Below are 16,453 nucleotides of genomic sequence, written 5' to 3'. Positions count from 1 at the left end.
AAAAATAATTTATGCAAACCTACCAGTATGTGAATCGACCTTTTCATTCATTGATCAATGCGCTACATTAAATAGCAACTGGCTAGGGTGCTTTCACTTTAGCGTGTACGACAAGGACGACACATGACAGATCATGACCAAACTATAAACGACCAAGCTATAAATACTCAAATGACAAGCAGCTCTGATACCTCGCTGAGCACTATTACTACTATAGAACAATTACAGGCGAAATTTTCACACCTGCAAACCCTAAGTCGCACCCATCCTATTACTGATTGGGCAACTCGTGAGGCTCAGTTAGACAATCTAGAAGCTCTACTTAGCGATAATCAAAAAAACTTGGCCAAGGCTATCAGTGCAGATTTTGGCTATCGTAGCGAGTCAGAAACTCAGTTTGCAGAGCTATTCCCTAGCTTTACTGGTATCAGTCATGCCAAAAAACATGGCAAGGCATGGATGAAAACCCGCCGCGTTTCTATTTCAGCATTATATATGCCCGCGCACAATGAGATTCAGCCGCAGCCATTAGGAGTGGTTGGCATTATGGTGCCATGGAATTATCCGCTATTTTTGGCAATAGGACCGATGATTGATGCGCTCACCGCTGGTAATCGGGTAATGGTTAAGATGAGTGAGGCCGCGCCCAAATTTGCCGAAGCTTTTGCTAAAGCAGTCGCGCATTATTTTTCACCAGATATGGTCTGTGTGGTACTGGGAGAAGTCGATATTGCCGAGGCTTTTAGTAAATTACCTTTTGATCATCTACTCTATACTGGCTCTACTGCAGTGGGCAAAAAAGTCATGGCGGCTGCGGCACCGAATTTAACGCCAGTGACTCTTGAGCTTGGTGGTAAATCACCGGTCATCGTGCTTGATGATGTGAATCTTGAAAATGCGGTTAATCGGGTAATGATGGGTAAAACCCTTAATGCGGGTCAGACTTGTATCGCGCCTGATTATGTATTGATTCAACGTCAACATCACGAGCGCTTTATTAGCCTAGCAAAAGAGTGGATGCAAAAACACTATCCCAATATCGACAATAACCAAGACTATAGCCACATTATCAATGATGAGCAGTTTAAGCGTGTAGCAGGTTATCTGCAAAAGTTGCCAGCTGATAGTGTGCAGCCGCTTACTGATGTTGAGGCAAGCTCTGAGACGCGCTTAATGCCACCAGTTGTCGTTGCTGATCCTGAGGCGGATAGTGAAGTAATGCAAAATGAGATTTTCGCACCGATTTTGCCACTGATGCATTATGAGACGCTTGATGATGCGATTCATTTTATCAATGCGCGTCCACGTCCATTGGCGCTATATGTGTTTGGTAACAATGATCGCGATATCGACAAGGTGCGTACGCATACGGTGTCGGGCGGAGTCTGTATTAATGAGGTCATCTTGCATGTGACCCAGCATGATTTGCCGTTTGGCGGAGTAGGACATTCAGGTGTCGGTGCGTATCATGGCAAAGCAGGGTTTGAGCGCTTAAGTCATATGAAGCCTGTCTTCGTACAATCTAAACTTAATGGTATGAACTTGCTGTTACCGCCTTATGGCGAGCTGTTTAGAAAAGGTATGGCTCTGCTGTTAAAGTAACCAATATTTGAGTTTTGCCATTCAAAGTATCATAGCGTCTATTAACATAGGCGCTATTTTTTTGTTTGAAATACAGTCAGTATTCAAGAAAAAGCTATAGCCATTAGAACGTGCTATTGGTATAAATTTACCTTGCTTGCTGTGCGCTATGCCAGACAGAGACTGCGCAAAATTCATTTAAGCAGCACTGTATTTGTTTTATCGTGGATTGCTGTATCGATTTTGCGATGTTATTCATCTCAGTAGTATTTGAGATTCCATATGCACAACGGTCTAAGGATTAGCGTTAGTGATTGATAAATAAGCATTTGTCATCAATACTATAAATCGCTACACTTCGTAATATTACTAGACGGTAGTTGTGGTAAATTTATATTTCTGATTAGAAACAAACTTCAATAATAATGACCAGCTAAAGTAACGACAAATAGGACATAACATGCGCCAATGGATTGCGTTAAGTTTACTGTGTATGAGCGCGTTGTTATTGCCGGTGTCGGCATCAGCAGCTTGCGAATCACCAATCAAATTTGGCGCACTGACATGGGAGAGCGGTCAATTCATCTCTGGAGTGCTCAAGTACATCGCTGAAGATGGCTATGATTGTACGATCGAAGAGGTGCCGGGTGCTGGTCCTGCGCTTGAAACTGCATTGTCTCAAAACGACATCCAAGTAATTGGGGAGCAATGGGTTGGACGCTCACCAATCATGGAACAAGCCATTGAACAAAATAAAGTGGCGGTCATTGGCGATACGCTCAAGGGCGGCGCAACTCAAGGTTGGTATGTTCCTAAATATGTACTAGAAGAAAACCCAGGTCTACGCAGTTATCAAGATTTGCCTAAGTATGCTGAGCTATTTAAAGACCCCGAAGAACCCGGTAAGTCACGCTTTATGAATTGTCCGTCTGGTTGGACGTGTGAGATTTTTAACACTCGTTTGCTTAAGAATACTGGTTTGGATAGTGTTTTTAACAACGCCCATCCTGGAACGGGTGCTGCTCTCGATGCCGAGATTGCCTCCGCTTTTGAACAGCATAAACCGCTATTATTCTACTACTGGCAGCCTACGGGCTTGATGGCAAAGTATGACTTTGCATCATTAGAATTCCCTGCCCATAATGACGTCTGTTGGCAAGATTTGCTACGAGCTGATGGCACAGCCGACTGTGTCTCTGGATTCCCTGTATCACCTTTAGGTATCGCCGTATCTACACCATTTATTGAGTCTAATCCTGAGCTGGCCGATGTCTTCAAAAACATACAGTTCACCTCTGATGAGCTCAATGGTGCTATTTTGGAGATGAGCGAAAGCAAACGTAGTGGGGATGAGCAAGCATTAGCGTTTTTGCGTGATAACCCCAACGTTTGGCAACAGTGGTTGTCTGAGGAAGCGGCCACAAGTCTTGCTGCTAAGTTAGGTATTAGCCTAACAGGTACTGCTGTTGCTAATACTGGTATTGTTAATAAAAGTGCAGCCGGTGATAATCGATTTGGCTTATCATCAAGCTTCCCTTCATGGTCACTTGAAACCCCTCTTAATAATACATTAGCAAGCGTTGTTCAAAATTACGGTGATGTGTTTCGTACCATCAGTACGATGGCGCTAACCTATCTATTGCTACCCATTGAGCGTCTCTTAACTATCATGCCACCTTGGCTGATTATTGCGCTTGTGACGGTGTTAGCATGGTTTGGCGTGCGTAAGATATGGTTTGCGCTGGCATGCGGAGCAGGGTTATTTCTCATTGGCGCGTTTGGACTATGGGGCGCGTTGATTGATACCTTTGCGCTGCTCATCGTATCGGTGTTAGTTACGGTAGTGGTTGGTATTCCAATTGGCATTGCGATGTCAGGCAGTAAAATTCTGCGAAAAGTTGTAACTCCGGTACTAGATGTTATGCAGACCATGCCAAGCTTTGTTTATCTCATTCCGGTGCTTATGCTGTTTGGTATTGGTAAAGTGCCAGCGCTATTCGCTACGGTCATTTATGCACTGCCGCCACTGATTCGTCTGACGACTTTGGGTATCACTCAAGTCAACCATGAAATGGTCGAGGCGGGACGCTCGTTCGGTAGTACGCATCTGCAGCTACTCATCTGGATTAAGTTACCGCAAGCACTGCCTAGTATCATGGCAGGGATTAATCAAGCAGTAATGATGTCGCTTGCTATGGTAGTACTTGCCTCCATGATTGGTGCACCTGGTCTTGGTGAAGATGTATTGCAATCTATCCAAACGCTCAATATCGGTCAGGGTTTACAAGCAGGTACTGCTATCGTCATTGTCGCTATTATTATTGACCGTATCACGCAAGCATTTGGTCAGGGCAAGCGTGCGCGTCAAAAAACCATTGACGCAGGTAAACGCCCGATTGGTTAGTCGTTTGCTTAATGTTAAGAGTGAGCATGACCAGTTAAAAGTGAGCGTAACAAACAGCGAAAACCACAATAACGAAAATAAAAAAATATAAACAGCGAGAACAATGATGAATCATATCCAATTAGAAAACATCAGTAAGATTTATAATGCCAATAGCTCGCAAGCACAGTCGGCGTTGGCATTATTGGCTGAGGGTATGGACAGCATTAAGGTAAAAGAGCAAACTGGCTATTCGGTTGGGCTATATGATATTAATCTAAATATTAAAGCGGGTGAACTACATTGTATTATGGGGTTGTCAGGCTCTGGAAAATCAACATTGATACGTCATATTAACCGCTTAATCGATCCAACCAGCGGCAAAATATGGGTTGATACTTCTATTAATGCAAAAAAGCCTACTAATACAAAAAATCCTGCCAATATGAAAAAACCTACCACTGACATTCAGTCAACTGCAACGACTACCGATATCAATAAAGATCCAGTGGGAAACGAAAAGTCACCTTCTGCGATTAATGTGTTAGAGCTTGATGACAAAGAGTTGCAGCACTATCGCCAGCAAACGGTCAGCATGGTGTTTCAGCATTTTGGCCTAGTGCCACATATGACCGTCATGCAAAACGTCGCTTATGGTCTGCGTGTGCGTAAGATGAGTATTAGCGAACGCCATGAAGTTGCAAGACATTGGCTTAACGAAGTTGGATTGCCAAACTTAGAGCATAGCTATCCTGATGAGCTGTCAGGTGGTATGCAGCAGCGTGTCGGGCTGGCACGCGCACTGGCAACAGATAATCCAATCTTGCTGATGGATGAGGCGTTCTCCGCGCTTGATCCGCTCATTCGTGCCCAGCTGCAAGATCAATTGCTTGAGCTACAAGAACGGCTGAATAAGACCATTGTCTTTATCACCCATGATATCGATGAAGCGGTAAAAGTCGGTCAGCGTATCAGTATCTTGAATGGTGGGCGTTTAGTGCAAACGGGTACACCTAATGAGTTACGCCATAATCCGGCTGATGATTATGTGGCGCAATTTATGAGTGCTAAAGCCTAGAGTGAGTTAAACATTTATAACCGTTAAAAATTTTGAATCACAAGAAGCTCTTTTATGTAATCTTTGGTACAACTGACAATCTTTGGTACGACTTAAAGGCTTTGGGACGACGTACAGCCAGCGAATGAATTTTTCTCAGTTACACATTGTTATACCTTTTTTATTTAGGAGTGTCTGTATGTGATACTGAATCTTCTAAAATGAAAATTAAGGAGACCATAATGAGTAATTTTAAAAAATTAAGACAGCAAATGGTAAATGACCAACTTGTGGCTCGCGGCTTACATGATCAAACAGTACTTAATGCGCTAAATGCGGTACCACGTGAAGCATTTACGCCTACCGATCTCATCGAATCTGCTTACAGAGATTCACCTTTACCTATTGAGGAAGATCAGACCATTTCACAGCCTTATATTGTTGCATTGATGACTGCGGCACTTGAGTTGAAGTCAGATGACCGCGTACTTGAAGTCGGTACAGGGTCGGGATATGCCGCAGCCGTGCTTGGGGAGATCTGTAAGACTGTCTATACGATTGAGCGCCACAAAGCTTTGGCAGATACTGCTCAGGTAAAACTTAAAGAAACGGGCTATACCAATGTTCAGGTCAAGCATGGCGATGGTACCCTTGGATGGCCTGAAAAATCACCTTTTGATGCCATCATAGTGGCAGCAGGAGGGCCTGAAGTACCGCAAACACTTAAAGAACAATTAGTCATTGGCGGACGCATGGTCATTCCCGTTGGTAAGTCCTTGAAGTCACAAAAACTTGTACGTATTCGGCGTATCAGTAAAGATGAATATAAGACAGAAGATTTGGGAGGCGTTCGTTTTGTACCTCTGATTGGTGCAGCAGGTTGGGGAGAGTAAAGTAATGAAAAATTATAGGACTTTGCCTGAATTAATTGATCAATCAAGTGAACATTTTGCAAATATTGATGACGTCAATCTAGATAATCTCATGGAGCGTATTGGAGACAGCCGTGTTGTGTTGCTTGGCGAAGCATCACATGGAACGGCTGAATTTTATGAAATGCGGGCACGTATAACTAAAGAACTCATAGAAAAGAAAGGTTTTACTATTATCACTGCTGAAGCTGACTGGCCAGATGCCGCGCATATCCATCGTTATATTCATGGCAGAGAACAGGATGCTTTGCTTCAAAATAAGCCTTTTTCCAGATTTCCTACTTGGATGTGGGCCAATCAATCCATGCTTGAATTTACCCATTGGCTTCATGCATACAATGATAAAACAGAATCTTCAGAAGAAAAAGTAGGATTTTATGGTCTGGATTTATACAGCTTATACAGTTCTATTGAAGCGGTATTGGACTATTTACAGCAAGTAGATCCTAAGACTGCAGAAATTGCCCGCGAGCGTTATGGCTGTCTGATGCCTTGGGCAAATGACCCTGCTTTGTACAGCCGTGCGGTGATGACCGAGCAGCATAAAAGTTGTGAAGCAGAAGTACTAAAAAACCTACAGGATTTACTGAAGAAATATTTAGAGTATTCTATAGCCAATAAAGAACAATTTTTTGACGCCGAACAAAATGCCAAGCTGATAGTCAATGCCGAACGTTATTACCGCACTATGTATTACGATGAAAAGTATTCTGCTGAAAACAACTCATGGAATCAGCGTGATCAACATATGTTTGAAACACTACAGGCGGTACTTGAGTTTAGAGGCTCCAAATCAAAGGCGGTCGTTTGGGCGCATAATTCCCATATTGGTGATGCTCGGGCAACTCAAATGAGCGCACGTGGCGAATTAAATATAGGCCAATTGGCACGGCAAGAATATGGCGACGAAGCCTATAATATAGGTTTTGGCACCGATCACGGTACCGTTGCCGCTGCATCTAGATGGGGAGGGCCAATGGAGGTAAAACAAGTACAGCCCTCACATATTGACAGTTATGAACGTATTTTTCATGAGGTATCTACTGATAATTTTATTTTACCATTGCGTTATCCACTGAATGAATACTTACGTAAAGAATTACTCCCAGAGCGTTTAGAACGAGCGATAGGCGTCATTTATAGACCTGAAACTGAGCGACAGAGTCATTATTTTTATGCCTCTTTGCCCTCTCAGTTTGATGAGTATATCTGGTTTGATAAAACGCGTGCGGTTGAAGCTTTGACGAAAGAGATAGGGGAAGGAACATTCGATACCTTCCCGTTTGGTTTATAAATATGAATGTGTAAGACCTCTTACATAAGTCAGTGCTAAGCCTTGAAGCTTCGTTCATAAAGCTCAATGAAGTGCTACTTTTTCAAGAGGTCTAGCTTAAGGTGCAGATTGAGGACAAGCCCGCCATAGGCAAGCGTAGTAATTTTGCTGCAATCAAGAGCGAATTCTGAAAAAAACAACAAACTTCGTTATACTTAACTTTTTACTGATAACTCACGCTTAGTAGGCGTTGTAAGCTTATCGCCCTTATATTATGTCGCTTTACATATTGGTGACGTTTATTTCTTATTTTTGCGTTTTTAAGGCCATAGCATGACCGTTACCTATGCACCTATTATTACCTCGTTACTCGATAACGATTTGTATAAATTTACGATGTTACAAGCCATGTTGCATCAGTTTCCGCAGACGCATGGCGTTTATCGCTTTCGCTGCCGCAATAATAAAGACACGGCTTATCCGTTAGCCGACATCAAAGACTCGTTAGAGCATCAACTAGATAGCTTGTGTGAGTTACGATTTTTAGAAGATGAATTGGAATATTTGCGTGGTTTGCGCTTTATTCGTTCAGACTTCGTTGATTATTTGGAATTGTTTAAGCTGAAGCGTCGTTTTATTACTGTCAGTACCGATGGCAAAGGCCGTTTATGCATCGATATCGAAGGGCCTATGATTCAGGCGATGTTCTTCGAAGTTTTTGTATTAGCGATAGTAAATGAGTTATATTTCAATGCCTTATCAGATCCTAGTGTCATTGAAGAAGGACAGCGTAGACTGGACGCAAAAGTTGCGTTGTTGCATCAATATGCAGAGGAACAAGCAAAGTATAGTCATGATACACCACCATTTATCGTCGCTGATTTTGGTACTCGTAGACGCTTTAGTAAAGTTTGGCAAGCTCATGTGGTTGAGACCTTGCACAAAGCTGAACCAAATATCGTTAGCGGTACATCAAATGTTTATTTGGCAAAAAAGCTAGGAATGACACCCATCGGTACCATGGCGCATGAGTTTATGCAGGCGTTTCAGGCATTGGATGTGCGTTTGCGTGATTCACAAAAAGCCGCCCTTGAAGCGTGGGTGCATGAGTATCGTGGCGATTTAGGCATTGCGCTGACAGATGTTGTCGGAATGGACGCGTTCTTACGTGACTTTGACTTGTATTTTGCCAAGCTATTTGATGGTTTGCGTCATGATAGCGGCGACCCATATATCTGGGGTGATAAGGCAATTGCTCATTATAAAAAGTTAAAGATAGATCCTAAGACTAAGATTTTGACCTTTAGTGACGGTTTGAATCTTGAAAATGCTTGGGAGTTGCATCAATACTTTAAGGGTCAAATCAAGACCAGCTTTGGCATTGGTACCAATCTCACCAATGATATGGGCATCACACCGATAAATATCGTCCTCAAACTGGTTGAGTGCAATGGGCAGCCAGTCGCTAAATTGTCTGACAGCCCAGGCAAGACCATGATCAATAATGATACCTATCTTGCCTATCTGCGCCAAGTCTTTGAGGTTGATGAGCCAGAGTAGATATAATTTAGCTATCTATTTCCTCAGATTTTACTTCTTCTGCAAAAGCTGCATCTAGTGCTTGTTGTACGGCATTGATACGGGTTTCGCAAACGCGATAAGCAGCAATCGACTCTTCAACCGTGGTCATCAAATTATCGATATCCGGCTCATCTTGCTGCTGTAGTTCAGCAGCATTAGTTTTTAGAATATCGTAAGCCGCCTTAAAGGTTTTTGGGGCGGATTTTTTGCGTCGGCGAGTAGGGGTTGTCATAAGGTTTCCTAATATTCAAGTCTAAGGTTAAGAAAAAAGGTGGATAAATAGTCATTAAAAGTTTTGATTTCAATGGTTGTTGATATTACTTATTATGGTTGATCCTAAATAAAAGAAGCACACCCATTGTAATCGGCTGCTGGTACAAATTTTCCTTGCTTGCTGTGCGACTTCGTCACTCCAGAGGCTGCGCAAAATTTATCCCAGTAGACCTGTATCTTTTATAGTAAATAGACTATAACTACTTGGCCACCACATCAATAATTTGTGCTTTTGCTTTACCATCTTTTAAGACAATATGTACCGTTTGCTCAGAATAAAGCTGCGTACTGCTGGTCAGTATTTGCTTATCTTTTGCATCAGTAAGCATGGTATAGCCTTGCTTGAGCACGCGAGAAGGACGATGCAAGAGTACAATATCACGCAGATGTTCGCTGTCCCGTCGTGCTTGTATGACTTGTTGCTGAGCACTTTGCATAACAGTTTTTTGATAGTCTTGACTATAAGTAGCAGCGATTGTTAACTGCTGATAAGCAGAGGATTGAGTCTGCGCGCGCAGATCACTTGTTAATCTTGCTGCTTGCTTAACTTGGCGCTGGGCGCTTTGCTGAATACTACGCCACGCATAATCACTATCTTTTTGCAGTGCCGTTAGCTGGCCGATAGTTTGCGATTGTATTTGGCTTAACTGGCGTGTCGTCTGTTGCTCAGCAGTGTTTAATTGCCGCTGCGCTGCTTGTTTGATTTGCGCTTGGTATTGCAGCGTCTGAGTGACTAGCTGGGCTAAATGCGCCATTATAGCTGCAATCACTTTAGATGGCGTATCAAAGCTAGTATGTGCCACCTCATCTAAGATAACTTTGTCACGCTCGTGACCAATACCGACCCACACAGGGATAGGCTGCTCAGCAACTAGGGCGGCGAGCTCATAATCATTGAGATAAGCCAGATCACCTACTGCACCACCACCGCGAATAATCACTAACAAATCAGGCAAACGCTGATAAGTATCTTGGAATTGCTGTTGAGCACTGACGATCGCTTGACGGATCTCGCTCGGGGCATGATTACCTTGAAAAGTGGCGTTATGATAATGAAAATGACAAGCACTTGTACTCGCTAAGCGATCTGCATCGGCTTGGAAGTCGCCCAATCCGGCAGCCTTTTCAGGGGCGATGACCAGCACATGCTCAATATCAAATGGAGTAGGCAGCTGCTGATTAAGGTGTAATAGTCCTTCACCCGTCAAACGGTCGACCATCTCCGCATATTGACGCGCCAAGTCTCCTAACGTGTAGCTGGGGTCAATATCTTCAATGGTGAGCGAGAAGCCATATTGCGCATGAAAACCTGCCGATACTTTAAGGAGTACCGTCAAATCACGGTCAAGCGGCATACCGGTTGCACGCTCAAACTTCGCTAAGACGCGTGCGGCTTTAAAGCGCCAGAGGTTACCACGGCAGCTGGCAATGACTTTGCCATCGTCATCTTTTTCTGCCAATTCAAAGTAATAATGTCCACCTTTGCTAGACAGATTACGAATTTCTGCTTTTACCCATACACGATGGTCAAAGGTCTGCTTGATAACCATCTCAACCGCTGACAAGTAGTCACTTAAACGCAAGACAGTGTCTTCTAATTCTAGACTATTCTCTTGCTCAGCGAGTTCGGCCTCTAGAGTCGCTAAATCTTTTGCGGGCGCTAAGACCTTAGCTTGTTTAACATTTGAAAGATTGGGTTTACGCATAATAGTAGACCAAAGGTAGTTAAGACTTACAGGTTGACTAGGGGGTGCTAAACATTGAACAGGATAGTTTAACTTAAAAATGCACATACAAAAAGAGAAGCCAACAAACCTGCGATTAATATATTATTATTCTCGCAGACTTATTGGCTAAATGCTAAATCACAGTGTTTTTCTGAGCAATGTTAACGTTATTGGCAACGGAAGTTGATCGTATACTCATAGTCGTCGCTACGTGACAAGTCTGGCGAGCCAGTACCAAAAATTGAACCGAGGACTGCACCGGCCTGCCCAACCATGCGGCCAGTACGTTCATCTAAAATACCGTTATATTTGACTTTGTCATCGACAATAATAACTTGTTTGCTTCGGCAAGTTTTTTGCGCACTGTCTATCGCATTTTTTTGAGCTTTTACTTTGGTATCTGCAATGCCAGTTGTCTCATAAATAGAGTTGGCACGCTGGATAACAGGAGATGAAGGCGTACTTTGACAAGCGCTCAATGCGAGAGCTGCGGCTAAAGTAGCCGTTAAGGTTGCGGTTTTATTAAAAGTATTCATAAATTATTCCTAGTTCCTGTAAATTAAACATGAAAATCAAACATTCAAACTTAAGTATAAAAATCAAATATGAGTTAGGCAACTATCTCGTCATCTAATCAGTTTATTCATAGACAGCGTAAATCTAACCTATTCGACTCTTAAGTGTCTAGGCGGTTATTGTGTTCGATATTGCAGTGATATTGCATTTTGCCGTTGAATTAATTGAAAACGCGATAAGATTGCTAATTGTGATAGAGCAAAAACAAGACAAACACCACCAGTACACAGCAAATCACTTGAAATATAAATCATATCTAGGATAATTAACGTATCCATTCTTAATTAGTAAGTAAGTCTATGCAATTGATTCCTGCTCCTGCTGGCGTGCTCGAAGTTGACGCACTATGGCAACAAGATAATCCGAATGATGCGAATACTGATACGGTGGCACTACTTTGTCATCCCAATCCGCTGTTCGACGGCACGATGAATAATAAAGTAGTCACGACTATGTACCGTTTTGCACGCGATAATGGCATGCATGTGGTGCGTTTTAACTTCCGCGGTGTGGGGCAGTCAACTGGTGAGCATGATTATGCTGAAGGTGAAGTAGTGGACGCAATGACCGTGCTACAATGGATTGCAGAACAAACCAATGCCCGCAAACTGTGGCTTGGTGGTTTTTCTTTTGGCGGTTATGTCACAGCGCGCGTTGCTGAGCAGGTGCTTGATGCCTCGCATATTTGGGGGTTGAGTGATTTTGAGATTTCAAAAGTTGCCCTTATTGCGCCATCAGTAGAAAAGAACGACAGTAGCGATTTGAGCTTACCAGTTGATAAAACTTTTGAGATTTACGGTAATGCTGATGAGGTTATTGACCCTGAGAATATGCAGGCTTTTGCTGACCGCTTAGGGCTTGCTGTCAGTGTCGTGGACGGCGCAGGACATTTTTTCCATGGACGCTTATCCGAATTGAAGAAGCTGCTTGAACAGCACAGTTTTAGTCAGTAAGTATGGTTTAAATTAAGCCGTGTCAACTGTATAGAGTAGTCCAAACACAATTAATTATTTTGTCTAACGATGAGTCGCATTATGAGATTATCCCCATTGCAACGCTATGAGCAAGCTATCAATACTGATGAGTTTACTCGAGATGAGCAGCAATATCAGGCCATGAGCTACCTTGATGAGCTTTATCATCAGCTCAATAGTAGTGCAGAACAGAAAAAAGGCTTTTTCAGCTTTCTAAAATCCAAGCCTGCCGCACCAAAAGGTCTGTATATGTGGGGCGGGGTTGGTCGTGGTAAAACTTGGATGATGGACATGTTTTATGATTCATTGACCATTGATCGCAAGATGCGTCAGCATTTTCATCACTTTATGCAGCGCGTGCATCGCGAGTTAAATGCGATACAAGGCGAGAGTGATCCACTCGAAAAAGTTGCTGATATTATTTATGCAGAAGCAGTGATTATCTGTTTCGATGAGTTTTTTGTCTCCAATGTCTCTGATGCTATGATTTTAGGCGATTTGTTTACCATGTTGTTTAATCGCGGCGTTACTTTAGTGGCGACTTCAAACATTGAACCATCAGGACTGTACAAAGACGGTTTGCATCGTGATCGTTTTATGCCCGCTATCGCTGAAGTTGAGCGTCATACCACTGTAATGAATATTGACTCTGGCATTGATTATCGTTTGCGCGTATTGCAGCAAGCGGAGTTGTACGAGTCGCCTATGACCAAAGCCAATCACCATTGGTTAGCCAACCGTTTTGCCAGCTTATCTAATAATCAAAAAATCAGTAACGAGCCTATCATCATTAATGGTCGTGAAATCAAAATCAATGCCCGCACCGAAGATATCTTGTTCTGCGACTTTCGTCATCTATGTATGGAGCCGCGTTCCGCTTCGGACTTTATTGAAATCGCTAAGCAATTTAATACGGTATTGGTCAATGCAGTACCAGCATTAGATGATGACTTACGTGATCCTACTCGCCGTTTTATTTATCTTGTAGATGAGTTTTATGATCGCCGCGTCAAGCTGTTGGTACGCGCGGAGCAGTCAATTCTTGAGTTATATCAAGGGGAGAAGCTGGCGTTTGAGATTGAACGTACGCGTTCACGCTTGCTTGAAATGCAATCAGAAGATTACCTAAGAATGGAGCATCGCGTTGAAGATGTTGACGCTGCGTAATTACTATTCTTTGAAAGACAGCCGTTAAAGGTGGCTGTCTTTGTTTACTGTTGGTCTTAATCTCAACTCATAGCATTTATGAGTGAGTATTTTAAATGATTTCTATAACAATATTACATTCATAAAAAAATAGCTTTAATCGATAAAATAGCGCTGGCATTTCACAATAATAAGCAAGGATAAATAATGGAACCTGACGACAATAAAGATAAAAACGATAAAAAAATACTTGTTGAGAATATAGCGACTGATAGCGTCCCGCTCACGAGCGAAGAGATGATAGGCTGGATTAACTCAAGACGCAGTATGGGTAATCTGGATGCTCCAGCGCCGACTCGTTCTCAGATCGAAGCTGCCATTGAGTGCGCTGCAACAGCTCCTGATCACAAAAAGCTGCGTCCATGGCGCTTTATAGTGACTGAAGGTGATGCTCGTCATGAGTTAGGTTGTGCGCTTGTTGAGGCTGCACAAGCAAAAGCGCTGCAAGATGGTGAAGAGTTGTCTGAAAAAACCATAAAAAAGACCCATACGATGCCGTTACGTGCACCGCTTATCATTACTGTCGTCACCCACATGCAGGCGCATAAAAAAGTTCCTCCTTTTGAGCAAATGTTAAGTGCGGGCGCCGCTGTGCAAAATCTAATTTTAGCTTTAAAAGCGCAAGGTTTCAGTACGGTGTGGCGCACTGGATTACTATGTAACGAACCAGCGGTAAAAGCATATTTCGATGTAGGTCCAGATGATTATGTGACGGCTTTTGTTTATACTGGCACCAGTCCTAAGGATGAACCTACACGTAAATCTATTGATATCGAGCCGTTAGTACGCTTCGAATCATAAGTGTCAAACTCAAAGCCTCACATAACGCTATACCTTTTTAAGCAGACAGTGTAATCTGCCTAAATGAAATAAGCAGTCAACACGGATAACTAGATATGACAAGCTCTACTGAAAACAATACTTCTAATAAAAAGCCTAAGAAAGAGGCTATTGATAAAGTAGTTCCTAATAAAAAGGCCACTGATACAGATTCAGACCAAATCAATGCTGAAAAATCTAGTGGGCTGCTGGCAAGCATTATCGAGCGTGCTACCAAATCAGGGCTTGGACGTAGAAAGCTTAACCCTAGTTCCGTTGAAGCAGATGTCGCTAAGAATATGGAGCAGGTACGTGATAATCCAGCTCAATTGCGCTTAGCATTCTTAGGTGGTGGTAGTTTTGGTACGGCAATGGCAAACTTAGCGGCGCGTAATGGTTGTGATGCGACGCTTTGGGTTCGCGATAAGCGTACGGTTAAAGCCATGGCTAAATCGCAGATGAATAAAAAATATCTGCCAGGTTACAAGTTGGATGATCGCCTTAAGTATAGCCATGATTTAGAGTCAACGGTTAAAGATAAAGATATTATATTTCTTGCCGTACCGAGCTTAGCTTTCCGTGAAACTCTTAAAAATATCGCCCCATTTATTACGGGGCAATCGATTGTATCTCTAACTAAAGGTATGGAAAAAGATACCTTTGCTCTGATGAGCGATATCATCAAAGATGAGTTGCCAGAAGTGAATTTTGGGGTTATGTCAGGGCCAAACCTTGCTATTGAGATTATGAAAAATATGCCGTCGGCTACGGTAATTGCTAGTCATTCAGAGCCATTGCGTCATGCGGTACAAGCAGCGTTGCATAGTGCATTCTTTCGAGTATTCGCCAGCGATGACATTCATGGGGTAGAGCTTGGCGGTGCGCTCAAAAATATTTATGCGATCGCCATGGGTATGGCTGCTGCATACGATGTAGGCGAGAACACTAAAGCTATGCTGTTGACGCGCGCGTTAGCAGAAATGAGTCGCTTCGGAGTTGAGACTGGTGCTAATCCATTAACTTTCTTAGGCTTATCAGGGGTTGGTGATTTATATGCCACCTGTAGCTCAGAGCTGAGCCGTAACTATCAAATCGGTAATATGCTCGGACGCGGAATGAGCATTGATGCGGCAGTAAAGAAACTTGGACAAACTGCTGAAGGGGTCAATACCATTCAGCAAGTGCATGAAAAAGCGACTAAAGAAGGCATATATATGCCGATTACCCATGCACTCTATGCTGTTATCTATGAAGATAAAGCGGCATTAGGTGTTGCATTGCATTTGATGGAAGCAGGGTTCCGTAGCGATGTCGAATTTGTAATGCCACATGATTATAGTAATGCTGCGCTTACTGCCCAGATGCAAGCGGCTGCTAAGAATTCAGATGACCAAGATCAAGACCAAGAACAAGAACGAGACTCTGAAAACGACTCTGAAAACGTTACTAATACTGATGATGATTCAGCTAAAAATAAAGTTGCTAAAAAAGATACTGCTAACAAAGATGATGTTAATAAAGACAAAAAGTGAGTTCGATAAAACAGCACATAAGAAGCTTTGCTAAAGGAATATTATGAAAATTATATTGATGCGTCATGGGCAAGCAGAAGATGAGACTCGTCCAGACAGTGCACGTCAACTGACCGACTATGGACAACAGCAAGCTTCACAAACAGCTGATTATATTATTGGGCGTTATGCGCCAGACCACTTTGTAGTGAGCCCTTACAAACGAGCGCAGCAAACGTTAGCTGAGTTGCAATCGCGCGCTCCTACAGTGCCAGTTACGATACAAGATAATATTACCCCATCTGATGATGCCCATGTAGCGTTAGCAGATATTGCAAAGATTGAAGCAGAATCTTTGGTCGTGGTTTGCCATATGTCTATCATCGCCTATCTTGCCAGTTTACTGACTGGCGATAGTCCTGAGTCATTTGCTTTGGCTGAAGCGCGCGTTTTTGAGATGGAATTTGTCATGACCGGTATGGCAACAGAAATAGACCGTTTTGTGCCGCAGCAGCCGTATTAATTAATGGTTGGTTTTATTTTAATAATTAGTCTCATAA

Annotated in this window: 14 protein-coding genes; 11 read left to right on the top strand and 3 right to left on the bottom strand. The window is 42.8% G+C overall.

The genetic code is table 11. The features are described 5' to 3' along the window. The first annotated feature begins 123 nt into the window (after positions 1–123). From AK823_RS07910 to pncB, 6 genes are all read left to right on the top strand, one after another. On the top strand, positions 124–1,602 hold the full coding sequence (locus AK823_RS07910; RefSeq protein WP_068328041.1) for a coniferyl aldehyde dehydrogenase: 1,479 nt from the start codon (positions 124–126) through the stop codon (positions 1,600–1,602). Positions 1,603–2,041: 439 nt separating this feature from the next. Beyond that, positions 2,042–3,985, top strand: coding sequence for a glycine betaine ABC transporter substrate-binding protein (locus tag AK823_RS07905; RefSeq protein ID WP_082785675.1), 1,944 nt, complete (start codon positions 2,042–2,044; stop codon positions 3,983–3,985). A gap of 106 nt (positions 3,986–4,091) precedes the next feature. Further along, positions 4,092–5,042, top strand: coding sequence for an ATP-binding cassette domain-containing protein (locus AK823_RS07900; protein WP_068328039.1), 951 nt, complete (start codon positions 4,092–4,094; stop codon positions 5,040–5,042). Positions 5,043–5,263: 221 nt separating this feature from the next. Beyond that, positions 5,264–5,914 carry a protein-L-isoaspartate(D-aspartate) O-methyltransferase gene (locus AK823_RS14150; RefSeq protein WP_068328037.1) on the top strand — a complete coding sequence of 217 codons (651 nt, stop codon included), beginning with the start codon at positions 5,264–5,266 and terminating at the stop codon, positions 5,912–5,914. Between the two features lie 4 nt (positions 5,915–5,918). Beyond that, positions 5,919–7,247, top strand: a complete 1,329-nt coding sequence (locus AK823_RS07890; RefSeq protein WP_068328034.1) for an erythromycin esterase family protein — start codon at positions 5,919–5,921, stop codon at positions 7,245–7,247. A gap of 312 nt (positions 7,248–7,559) precedes the next feature. Continuing rightward, positions 7,560–8,786, top strand: coding sequence for a nicotinate phosphoribosyltransferase (gene pncB, locus AK823_RS07885; protein ID WP_068328031.1), 1,227 nt, complete (start codon positions 7,560–7,562; stop codon positions 8,784–8,786). Between the two features lie 7 nt (positions 8,787–8,793). Here pncB and xseB read toward each other — a convergent pair whose 3' ends face one another. The 3 genes from xseB to AK823_RS07870 all read right to left on the bottom strand — a co-directional run bounded on the left by xseB (position 8,794) and on the right by AK823_RS07870 (position 11,343). Further along, entirely contained in the window at positions 8,794–9,039 is a 246-nt protein-coding gene (gene xseB, locus AK823_RS07880; RefSeq protein ID WP_068036097.1) for an exodeoxyribonuclease VII small subunit, read from the bottom strand. Between the two features lie 241 nt (positions 9,040–9,280). Continuing rightward, positions 9,281–10,786 (bottom strand): exodeoxyribonuclease VII large subunit, encoded by a 1,506-nt coding sequence (gene xseA / locus AK823_RS07875; RefSeq protein ID WP_068328029.1) that lies wholly within the window; start codon positions 10,784–10,786, stop codon positions 9,281–9,283. A 188-nt stretch (positions 10,787–10,974) separates the two neighbouring features. After that, positions 10,975–11,343 carry a hypothetical protein gene (locus AK823_RS07870; protein WP_068328027.1) on the bottom strand — a complete coding sequence of 123 codons (369 nt, stop codon included), beginning with the start codon at positions 11,341–11,343 and terminating at the stop codon, positions 10,975–10,977. 339 nt (positions 11,344–11,682) lie between these two features. Between AK823_RS07870 and AK823_RS07865 the strand changes: the two genes are divergently transcribed. The 5 genes from AK823_RS07865 (at position 11,683) to sixA (ending at position 16,416) form a co-directional block, all read left to right on the top strand. Beyond that, the gene (locus AK823_RS07865; RefSeq protein WP_068036091.1) at positions 11,683–12,336 is read left to right on the top strand and encodes an alpha/beta fold hydrolase; all 654 of its coding nucleotides are present in this window, start codon (positions 11,683–11,685) and stop codon (positions 12,334–12,336) included. 81 nt (positions 12,337–12,417) lie between these two features. Then, positions 12,418–13,524, top strand: coding sequence for a cell division protein ZapE (gene zapE, locus AK823_RS07860; protein ID WP_068036089.1), 1,107 nt, complete (start codon positions 12,418–12,420; stop codon positions 13,522–13,524). Between the two features lie 186 nt (positions 13,525–13,710). Next, the gene (locus AK823_RS07855; RefSeq protein ID WP_082785674.1) at positions 13,711–14,364 is read left to right on the top strand and encodes a nitroreductase; all 654 of its coding nucleotides are present in this window, start codon (positions 13,711–13,713) and stop codon (positions 14,362–14,364) included. A 95-nt stretch (positions 14,365–14,459) separates the two neighbouring features. After that, positions 14,460–15,914 (top strand): NAD(P)H-dependent glycerol-3-phosphate dehydrogenase, encoded by a 1,455-nt coding sequence (locus AK823_RS07850; RefSeq protein ID WP_082785673.1) that lies wholly within the window; start codon positions 14,460–14,462, stop codon positions 15,912–15,914. 43 nt (positions 15,915–15,957) lie between these two features. Continuing rightward, the gene (sixA, locus tag AK823_RS07845) at positions 15,958–16,416 is read left to right on the top strand and encodes a phosphohistidine phosphatase SixA (protein WP_068036087.1); all 459 of its coding nucleotides are present in this window, start codon (positions 15,958–15,960) and stop codon (positions 16,414–16,416) included. The last annotated feature ends 37 nt before the right edge of the window (positions 16,417–16,453 follow it).

The organism is Psychrobacter sp. P2G3, assembly GCF_001593285.1.
Lineage (GTDB): Bacteria > Pseudomonadota > Gammaproteobacteria > Pseudomonadales > Moraxellaceae > Psychrobacter.
The sequence above is the reverse complement of the archived record's forward strand: the minus strand, read 5'-3'. Positions and strand labels throughout refer to the sequence as shown.